Consider the following 7,449-nt stretch of genomic DNA (forward strand, 5'->3'; position numbering starts at 1 on the left):
TGTTCAAGATCGCGGTAGCTCACCCCATAGCGGTAGTACCAGCGCACCGCCCACAAAATCACCTCAACCTGAAAAAAAAACGCCACTTAAAATCGCTCATCATAGGTCTCGCTGAAAATTGTCAGCGCTATTTCCGCCTTCAATCGATTCTTTGCAACAGAGCCGCTTTATCCATGACTCGAGGACTTCGCTTCCCGCCGCAGCTTTTCGATATGCTCCCGGCACAGCGTCTCTACCAGCGTATGCAGTTCAGCCGTCCGTTGCTGAAGCCACGCAAGCGCCTCTTCACTAATCTCGAACTGTTTTGAATAGCGCGCCTTGACGTAGGCTTCGTTTAGAATGTTGTACCATGCGGTAAAGCGTTGGTGGTCACGCGGCCAGATGTCGACCAGTCGCCGGTCACGATCCTCGGAAAGTCCTCGCAGGAATTTTAGATTGTGCGAGGCGGGGCTATAGTTCGTCAGCGTCAAGAGATAACAGGAATAGGTCGTCTCGACTGATTGGTGTAGATTGAAAGTTGCAAGGCTAAGATTCTCTTCCTGAACGAAGAATTTTGAACCTTTCAGAAAGTCGACTGCATTCCGAAACTGCTTTGCGAAATGCTCTTCTGCCACCCTGAGCGCATCGACAGGGCTAAGCGGCTTGGGCTCGGCCAACGGACGGTCATCGAACTCGTAGAGGACAATGCCTTCGCGGGCGAGGTCGACGAAGAAGTACTGCCCGTCATGCAGGAAATTGCTGATCTCACGAGCACCATGCACAATCAGACCAACAGGTGTTTCGATTTCCTTGTCCCACATCAGCCGGTCGGTGGCCTTATCCCAGTATTTCGGGTCAGCCAGCTCCTTGTTGCTGACGATGACCAGAATATCGAAATCCGAACGATAGCCTTTCGAGGTATGCGGTTCGTCGACAAAGGTGCCGCGGGCATAGGAGCCAAACAGGATGATCTTGTAGATCCGACCGTCTTTTTTCGCATCCGACTTGGAACGCTCGACCACGCCAGCAAACTCTTCATGGATGATGCGGACGACCTTTTCCAGTTCGACCTGCTTTGCCTGCGGAAGATGTCCGATATCCGATTTCATCGCCTTCACCATCGATTCTGCTGAACCGTCACCTTAAACGTGATCGTCTGATCATTGCTACTCCTCAATCTCGTAGTGGTTGCATGTGAGCTGGGGAACTGCAGCGCTTAAGCGAAAGATCCGAGGTCCGGGCTTCGCTTTTGCCCCACTATTCTTTCTCTGTCGACCGCTTGATCTTCGCCTGGATGACTGCTGCTGTAGTGTGCTGTTGAGGAGCAAATTTCTGCATCGACCGCGTTGCGATGCATATGTGCCTCGCATCAACGACAATCCAATGCTGAGCATATCTCTGCGGAGCCTCAACAGGTTGTCCTGGGTTAGCGTAGCCAAAACTCACATGGAGCGGTGTAGTTTAAAGTCGATGCCAATGAAGTAGGCGACTGCGGTGTTTTCGGCACTGAAATATACGGCGTCACCAAAACCTATATCGACGAGAGCATCAAGTGCGCCGACTTGGAACGGCCGATCTTCGATGGCGTACTGGGCTGGCTCTGTAAAAACGATGATTGAAACATCATGCTTGCCGGTGACCGTTTTGACCTCCGCCAAATCCACACGTTCCATCACATGTGTCGCATGATTGCGTAGCGTCATGATATTGAGGTCAGTCGTTTCACCGCCTTCATTGATCACCTTAACGATCGTTTCTCCCGGAAAGGGGAAAGGTGTGCCGAGCGCTTCCAGTTTGGTATCTTCATGGCCGTCAATGACCAGCCTCACCGTGTCGCCTTTCAGCGCAACGATGGAGCGGTCGATACCGGGAAAGGTGGAAAATGGTCCCGACCCCTTGATCGTGGCGAGGCTGACCCGCCACAGAAATTGCGCGCCATCCACCGGCGAAGCGCCCAGCGCCACCTCATGGGTGACGCCGAGACCGTTTTTCCACGGCATGGCCTTATGTTCATTGGCGCGCAAAAGTTTCATGGGGTTACCTCAGTTGCCGAGAATGCCGGGCAGACGCAGGCCCTTGTCCTTGGCGCAGTCCAGAGCAATGTCGTAACCCGCATCGGCATGGCGCATGACGCCAGTTGCCGGGTCATTCCACAACACGCGCTCCAGACGCTTGGCGGCATCGTCAGAACCATCAGCGCAAATCACAACGCCGGAGTGCTGGGAGAAGCCCATGCCCACGCCGCCACCATGATGGAGCGAAACCCATGTGGCGCCTGAGGCGGTGTTGAGCAGTGCGTTGAGCAATGGCCAGTCGGAAACGGCATCCGAACCATCCTTCATCGCTTCGGTCTCGCGGTTTGGCGAGGCAACCGAGCCAGAGTCTAGGTGGTCACGGCCGATCACCACAGGAGCTTTCAGTTCACCGTTCTTGACCATTTCGTTGAAGGCGAGCGCCAGGCGATGGCGGTCACCCAGACCCACCCAGCAAATGCGCGCAGGCAAGCCCTGGAAGGCGATGCGCTCACGCGCCATGTCCAGCCAGTTGTGCAGGTGCTTGTTGTCTGGCAGCAATTCCTTGACCTTGGCGTCGGTCTTGTAAATGTCTTCCGGGTCGCCCGAAAGAGCCGCCCAACGGAACGGGCCGATGCCACGGCAAAATAGCGGACGAATATAGGCAGGCACAAAGCCCGGGAAAGCAAAGGCGTTTTCGAGACCTTCCTCCTTGGCCATCTGGCGAATGTTGTTGCCGTAATCCAGTGTCGGCACACCCATGTTCCAGAAGTCCACCATCGCCTGAACCTGTACCTTCATGGATGCGCGGGCTGCAGCTTCAACAGCCTTCGGGTCGCTTTCCTGCTTTTCGCGCCATTCTGCAACGGTCCAGCCGGAGGGCAGGTAACCGTGTACAGGGTCATGTGCCGATGTCTGGTCGGTGACGATGTCAGGGCGAATGCCACGCTTGACCAGTTCAGGGAAAATATCGGCCGCATTGCCCAGAAGGCCAACCGATTTTGCTTCTCCCGCCTTGGTCCACTGGTCGATCAGTTCAAGCGCTTCATCAAGCGTTTTTGCCTTGGCGTCGACATAACGGGTACGCAGGCGGAAATCGATGCGAGTTTCATCGCACTCGACAGCAAGGCAGCAAGCGCCAGCCATCACGGCTGCGAGAGGCTGTGCGCCACCCATGCCGCCAAGCCCACCGGTCAGGATCCACTTACCGGTCAGGTTGCCGTCAAAGTGCTGGCGACCCGCTTCGACAAAGGTCTCGTAGGTGCCCTGAACAATACCCTGCGTGCCGATGTAAATCCACGAACCGGCGGTCATCTGGCCATACATGGCCAGGCCCTTGCGGTCCAATTCGTTAAAGTGTTCCCAGGTTGCCCAGTGTGGCACGAGGTTGGAGTTGGCAATCAACACACGTGGTGCATCCTTGTGGGTGCGGAACACACCCACTGGCTTGCCGGACTGAACCATCAGGGTTTCGTCTTCGTTGAGGTCTTTCAGCGTGGCAACGATCCGGTCAAAGTCTTCCCAGGTGCGCGCTGCGCGACCGATGCCGCCATAAACCACCAGTTCATGCGGGCGCTCGGCCACATCTGGATCGAGGTTGTTCATCAGCATGCGCAGCGGCGCTTCGGTCATCCAGCTCTTGGCGTTGAGCTCAGTGCCCTGCGGGGCGCGGACTTCGCGTTTATTGTGGCGTGGGTTGGTCATGGTTTATCCCCTTATGATCTGCTGTCGAGCGCGAAGTTTTCCATGCGCGTCAGAATGGTTTTCAGATGGGTGCGAATCTTTCCGGCCTTGCCTTCGTCATAGGCAAAAGGCGGTGTTTCAGTGATGAGGTGCGTGGATTGCGCCAGTTCCATCTGGATGGCGTGCACTCCGTTCTGCGGCTGTCCGTAATGGCGTGTCGTCCATCCGCCCTTGAAGCGACCGTTCAGAATGCTGGTGTAACCTTCCGCAGCGGCCGTAACGTCGACCGCAATTTTCTCGATGGCTGCATCACAGGTCTTGCCCATATCGGTGCCGATGTTGAAATCCGGCAATTTGCCGTCAAACAGGAACGGAATGTGGGAGCGGATCGAATGGCAATCGTAGAGAATGGCGATGCCATGAATGGATTTGACGCGTTCAATCTCGGCCACAAGCGCTGCGTGATAAGGCGCATGGAAGGTTTGCAGCCGATAGGCGATATCCGCCTCGGTTGGTTCCTGGCCGTCTTTCCAGATTGCTTTGCCGTCGAAATCGGTGTCCGGAACAAGCCCTGTCGTGTTTTGTCCGGGGTAAAGGCTGGTGCCGGAGGGATCGCGATTGGTATCGATCACGTAACGGTGGAATGTGGCGCGCACCGAGGTTACATCACCTAAAAGATCGGCATAGAGATCGTGAATGTGCCAGTCGGTATCGGCCAGGATTTTGCCGTTGTCATTCAGACGCTCGTGGATATCGTCCGGAACCTCGGTGCCGGTATGGGGCAGGCCGAGAATAATGGGTGAGGTGCCCTGGCGGAGTTCGAAAACGGGCATGATCACACCTCCAGCTTCGGTAGAATGCCGTCCGCAATGACGCCAATCAGTGCGCCGGATGCTATAAGGTCGGCGGCAGCTTTCAGATCTGGTGCCATGTAGCGATCGTCCTCAAGCGATGGGATGGTATTGCGCAGCACGGTGATTGCCTTTTGCAGTTCCGGGCTGGTCTTCAGCGGACCGCGCAGTTCAACACCCTGAACAGCGGACAGCGCTTCGATGCCGAGGATGGCAAAGAGGTTATCGGTCATGGCCAGAAGGCGACGCGCACCATGGCAGGCCATGGAAACATGGTCTTCCTGATTGGCGGAGGTTGGTGTGGAATCAACCGATGCCGGATGTGACATCTGCTTGTTTTCGCTCATCAACGCAGCCGAGGTGACCTCTGCGATCATCAGGCCGGAATTCAGACCGGGCTTTTTGGAAAGGAACGCCGGCAGGCCATAAGAGAGTGCGGGGTCAACGAGCAGCGCGATACGCCGCTGCGAAATGGCGCCGATTTCGCAAATCGCCAGTGCGGTCTGGTCTGCTGCAAATGCCACCGGTTCGGCGTGGAAATTACCACCAGAAACAACCGAATTGTCAGAGAGAACCAGCGGATTGTCGGTGACGGCGTTGGCTTCGATTTCCAGTGTGCGTGCGACCTGTCGCAGAAGATCAAGGCAGGCGCCATCCACCTGCGGCTGGCAACGAATGCAATAGGGGTCCTGTACGCGTTCATCGCCTTCAATGTGGCTGACACGGATTTCCGAGCCTTCCAGCAGTTGGCGAAGCGCAGAGCCGGCATCGATCTGCCCTTTATGGCCGCGCAGCGTATGAATATCTGGATGGAATGGCGCTGATGATCCCATTGCCGCGTCGGTGGAAAGTGCGCCGGTGATCAATGCAGCCTGTGCGGCGCGGTGAGCGCGAAACAATCCAGCCAGCGCGAGTGCGGTGGAGGTCTGCGTGCCATTGATCAGCGCAAGACCTTCTTTTGCCGCCAGCACAACAGGTGTCAAACCTGCTTTCGCCAAAGCCTGTGCTGCGGGAAGTGCGTTGCCTTCAAAGAAGGCTTCGCCTTCACCCATCATCACAGCTGCCATATGGGCAAGCGGTGCGAGGTCGCCGGATGCGCCGACAGAACCCTTTTCCGGAATGATCGGGGTCACGCCTTTTTCCAACATGGCTTCGATCAGCCGTACCAGCTCCAGCCGAACGCCGGATGCGCCGCGACCAAGCGAAATGAGCTTCAGGGCCATGATCAGGCGAACGACATTTTCCGGCAAAGGCGCGCCGACACCGCAGCAATGCGAAAGGATCAGATTGCGCTGCAATGTAGCAACATCGGCTGCGTCGATCTTGATTGAAGCCAGTTTGCCGAAGCCGGTGTTGATACCGTAAACCGGCGCATTGCCGGCTGCGATCTCGGCAATGCGGTTCGCCGCCTTTTCGATCGCGGCATCAAAACTGCGATCAAGAACCGCGTTTTCGTTGTCCCAATAAATCCGGGCGAGATCGGCAAGTGGTACCGAACCGGGATGAAGCATAATGGTCATGAGCGACCTCCTGTAGACGAAGGCGAAAGAGAAGAGAGATCCCCGGCAAACACGCGGGCATGCAACGGGTTGAAACCAATGCGGTACACCAGTTCCGCAGGTTCATTGATGCTCCAGATGGCGAGGTCTGCACGTTTCCCAGCTTCAAGCGTGCCGATGTCAGGTAGACGCCCAAGTGCACGGGCCGCCTCGCGGGTAATGCCAGCGATACATTCATTGACCGTCATGCCAAACAGGGTGGCGGCCATGTTCATGGTCAAAAGCAGTGACGTCAGTGGCGAGGTGCCGGGATTGTTATCCGTGGCCAGAGCGATTTTTGTGCCGTGTTTGCGGAACAGGTCGACAGGTGGCTTGCGTGTCTCGCGGATGAAATAGAATGCACCTGGCAAGAGAACCGCAACGGTTCCTGCCTTGGCCATGGCGGCAGCGCCGGCATCGCTGGTGTATTCAAGGTGATCGGCAGAAAGTGCACCGAATTCAGCGGCAAGTGCTGCCCCGGACAGGTCGGAAAGCTGGTCTGCATGCAGCTTTACCGGCAGGCCAAGTTCCAAAGCGCTGTTGAAAACGACGCGCATTTCTTCAGGCGAAAATGCAATGCCCTCACAAAAACCATCGACTGCGTCGATCAGTTCTTCACCATGGGCCTTTTGAAGCGCGGGCAGGACAACATCACAAATGAAATCGACGTTTTTGCCCTTGTATTCTGCCGGCGTAGCATGGGCGCCAAGGAACGTCGTGTTGACGGAAACATCACGCTCAATTCCCATTTTGCGGGCGACCCGCAGCATCTTGATTTCGTCTTCGACGGTCAGGCCATAACCCGACTTGATCTCGACCGTCGTGACACCTTCGGCCAGCAGTGTGTCCAGACGTGGCAGGCTTTGGGCGATCAGATCATCCTCGCTTGCAGAACGCACCTGAGACACGGATGAAACAATACCGCCGCCCGCCCGGGCAATTTCCTCGTAGGTCGCACCATTCAGGCGCATTTCAAATTCACGGGCGCGATTGCCGGCATGAACCAGATGCGTATGGCAATCGATGAGACCTGGAGAAATCCAACGGCCTTCGCAGTCTATTGTCTGTACCTCTGACGAGACGCTGATCTCGTCACGCGAGGCAACCTGAAGAATGCGGTCACCGTCCAGCAGGATGGCACCGTTTTCGATAATGCCCAGATCTGGTTGATCGGCTTGCAGCGTCATTAGACGGGCATTGGTCAGAAGCGTTTTCATGAAAATATCTCCGGCGCGAGCACGGATGTGCTGCCCATCAATGCAGAGAGTTTGGCCACATCTGCATTCAGTGGACGGTCGTCGTTATAGGCAGACAGCTGGTTGCGGATCAGCGTGTAAACCTGTCCAGTCCTTGTTGCTTTTGCGGCTTTATGCGGCTGCGTGTCAT

Annotated in this window: 7 protein-coding genes and 1 pseudogene; all 8 read right to left on the reverse strand. The window is 56.2% G+C overall.

Annotated elements, in window-relative coordinates; genetic code table 11:
• Nucleotides 1–100 (reverse strand): annotated as a pseudogene (locus tag RT613_RS09200) (IS6 family transposase); the annotation flags it as partial.
• A gap of 67 nt (nucleotides 101–167) precedes the next feature.
• Nucleotides 168–1,088 carry a nucleotidyltransferase and HEPN domain-containing protein gene (locus RT613_RS09205; protein WP_313614764.1) on the reverse strand — a complete coding sequence of 307 codons (921 nt, stop codon included), beginning with the start codon at nucleotides 1,086–1,088 and terminating at the stop codon, nucleotides 168–170.
• 333 nt (nucleotides 1,089–1,421) lie between these two features.
• Complete coding sequence (locus tag RT613_RS09210; RefSeq protein ID WP_313614766.1) at nucleotides 1,422–2,012, reverse strand: HutD family protein; 591 nt, start codon at nucleotides 2,010–2,012, stop codon at nucleotides 1,422–1,424.
• A gap of 9 nt (nucleotides 2,013–2,021) precedes the next feature.
• Nucleotides 2,022–3,695 carry a urocanate hydratase gene (hutU, locus tag RT613_RS09215; RefSeq protein WP_313614768.1) on the reverse strand — a complete coding sequence of 558 codons (1,674 nt, stop codon included), beginning with the start codon at nucleotides 3,693–3,695 and terminating at the stop codon, nucleotides 2,022–2,024.
• Between the two features lie 11 nt (nucleotides 3,696–3,706).
• Entirely contained in the window at nucleotides 3,707–4,507 is an 801-nt protein-coding gene (gene hutG, locus RT613_RS09220) for an N-formylglutamate deformylase (protein ID WP_313614769.1), read from the reverse strand.
• A gap of 2 nt (nucleotides 4,508–4,509) precedes the next feature.
• Nucleotides 4,510–6,045 (reverse strand): histidine ammonia-lyase, encoded by a 1,536-nt coding sequence (gene hutH, locus RT613_RS09225; RefSeq protein WP_313614771.1) that lies wholly within the window; start codon nucleotides 6,043–6,045, stop codon nucleotides 4,510–4,512.
• Complete coding sequence (hutI, locus tag RT613_RS09230; RefSeq protein ID WP_313614772.1) at nucleotides 6,042–7,280, reverse strand: imidazolonepropionase; 1,239 nt, start codon at nucleotides 7,278–7,280, stop codon at nucleotides 6,042–6,044. Before hutI ends, hutH begins: the two co-directional genes overlap by 4 nt.
• Nucleotides 7,277–7,449, reverse strand: a 173-nt coding sequence (locus RT613_RS09235) for a hypothetical protein (RefSeq protein WP_313614941.1), incomplete at its 5' end; no start/stop codon positions are given. The genes RT613_RS09235 and hutI, both read right to left, overlap by 4 nt.

Source organism: Agrobacterium sp. (assembly GCF_032092815.1).
Taxonomy (GTDB): Bacteria; Pseudomonadota; Alphaproteobacteria; order Rhizobiales; family Rhizobiaceae; genus Agrobacterium.